The organism is Kribbella sp. (genome assembly GCF_035655035.1).
In the GTDB taxonomy this organism is placed as follows: domain Bacteria; phylum Actinomycetota; class Actinomycetes; order Propionibacteriales; family Kribbellaceae; genus Kribbella.
Genome location: NZ_DASRVN010000344.1, coordinates 1 through 2,197, shown reverse-complemented (window position 1 = coordinate 2,197; position 2,197 = coordinate 1). Strand labels below are relative to the sequence as shown.

At 71.7% G+C, this 2,197-nt stretch carries 2 protein-coding genes and 1 pseudogene; 1 reads left to right on the top strand and 2 read right to left on the bottom strand.

Annotated elements, in window-relative coordinates; translation table 11 throughout:
- Positions 1–470 (top strand): annotated as a pseudogene (locus VFF46_RS19170) (PLP-dependent aminotransferase family protein); the annotation flags it as partial.
- Here VFF46_RS19170 and VFF46_RS19165 read toward each other — a convergent pair.
- Together VFF46_RS19165 and VFF46_RS19160 are read right to left on the bottom strand one after the other, a co-directional pair.
- Positions 454–1,377, bottom strand: coding sequence for a FecCD family ABC transporter permease (locus tag VFF46_RS19165; protein WP_325038519.1), 924 nt, complete (start codon positions 1,375–1,377; stop codon positions 454–456). The pseudogene VFF46_RS19170 and the gene VFF46_RS19165 sit on opposite strands and share 17 nt — an antisense overlap.
- A 73-nt stretch (positions 1,378–1,450) precedes the next feature.
- Positions 1,451–2,197, bottom strand: a 747-nt coding sequence (locus tag VFF46_RS19160) for a FecCD family ABC transporter permease (protein WP_325038518.1), incomplete at its 5' end; no start/stop codon positions are given.

Genomic DNA, 2,197 nt, shown 5'->3' with positions numbered 1-2,197 from the left:
TCTCCAAGCTGCTCGCGCCCGCGCTGCGGATCGGCTGGATGCTCGCGCCCCCGCAGTACAAGCACGAGGTGATCGCCCGCAAGCGCCTGGCCGACCTCGGCAACGCGGCGCTCCCGCAGCTGACCCTCGCGGAGCTGATGGAGTCCGGCGAACTCGAACGCCAGCTCCGGCTGCTCCGCCGCCGGCACCGCACCCGCCGGGACGCGATGGTCACCGCGATCCGCACACACTTGCCGATGGCAACCATCCACGGCGCCGCCGCCGGGCTGCACCTGACCATCACCTTCGACGAGGCGGACGACGTCGCGCTCGCCGCGGCCGCCCTGGACGCGGGCGTGAAGTGTCACCCGCTGTCCTGGCACTGCCAACTCCCGCACGCGCCCGGCCTGGTCCTTGGGTACGCCGCCCGTACCCCGACCGAGATCACCGAAGCGATCGCCACGATCGCGAAGGTCAAGTCCTCCGGGTGATCAGGAACAGCAGGTACGGCGCACCGAGGAAGGCAGTCACCACCCCGACCGGTAGCACGGTCGGCGCCACCACCGTCCGCGCCAGCAGATCCGACGCGACCACCAGCAACGCCCCGATCGCCCCCGGAACCAGCAACCCGGGCCGCGCGACCAGCCGGCGTGCCAGTTGCGGCGCCACAAGCGCCACGAAACCAACGGGACCGGCTGCCGCGGTCGCGAACGCGGCCAGCCCGACCCCGAGCGCGATCAACGCCCCACGTGCCAGCTCGACCCGTCCGCCCAGCGCCCGCGCCACGTCGTCGCCGAGCTCCAGCAACCGCAACTGCCGGGTCAGCACCACGGCCGCCGGCGCCCCGACCGCGAGCGTCACCCCGATCAGTACGACGTGCGTCCACGTCCGGCCCGCAAGGCTCCCGGCGAGCCACATCGACGCGCTCTTCGCCGTGTAGATGTCCGCGAGCGTCAACAGGTACGCCGTCAGCGACCCGACGATCGCCGTCACCCCGATCCCGACCAGCACCAGCCGGTTCCCCGCGACCCCGTTCCGGTACGCCAGCAGGTAGACGCTGGTTGCCGCGAGCAACGATCCGATCAGCGCGCCGAGCGGGATCCAGCCGCTGCCGATCACGGTGATGATCAGTACGGCGGCCAGCGCGGCGCCGGCGTTGATGCCGATCAGGTCCGGGCTGACCAGCGGGTTCCGGGCCAGCCGTTGGAAAATCGCTCCGGAGATCGCGAACGCGGCGCCGACGCCGATCCCGGTCAGTACCCGCGGCAGCCGGTTGTCGACCACCACGTCGTACGTGATCAAGGTGCCGTGCCCGGACAAGGTCCGCAGTACTTCGGCGATCGACAGCCCGTAGTCGCCGCGGGTCAGGGCGTACGCCCCCACGACGACAGTCAGCACCGACGCCACCACGCCCGTCTTTAGAGCGCCACCGGCCGTCGGCGTCTTCACAGCAGGCCCGTCGTCGGCGTCCTCACAGCGCGGCCAGTCGTCGGCGCCGGACCAGCGCGATGAACAGCGGCGCCCCGATCAGCGCGGTGACGATCCCGACCTGGAGCTCGGCCGGCCGCGCGACCACCCGGCCGGCGATATCGGCGAGCAGCAGGACAACCGGCGCGAGCAGCATCGACCACGGCAGGATCCGGCGCTGGTCCGGCCCGACGATCAACCGCGCGACATGCGGTACGGCGAGCCCGAGGAAGCCGATCGGTCCCGCGATCGCGGTCGCCGTACCGGCCAGCACCACGACCGCCGCGCCGCCGAGGACCCGGACCAGGACAACCCGCGTGCCGAGCGCCCAGGCCAGCTCGTCACCGAGCGCGAGCTGGTTCAGCGATCTCCCGAGGATCAACGCCAGAACGATGCCGACAGCAACGAACGGGACAGCCTGTACGACGATCCCGCCGTCGGCCAGGGACAACGAGCCGACCACCCAGAAGCGGTACTCGTTCAGCGTCGACAGATCGAGCAGCGTCGCCGCCGAGGTGATCGAGCCGAGCAGCGCGGAGATCGCCGCACCGGCCAGCGCGAGCTTCACGGGCGTCGTACCGCCGACCGCGCCGACCAGGTAGACGCCCATCGTGGCCACCAGCGCCCCGCCCATCGCGAACCAGACGTACCCGGTCAGGCTGTGGATGCCGAACAGCCCGATCGCCGCGACGACCGCCACCGCGGCACCGGCGTTCACACCGAGGATCCCGGGGTCGGCGAGTGGGTTCCG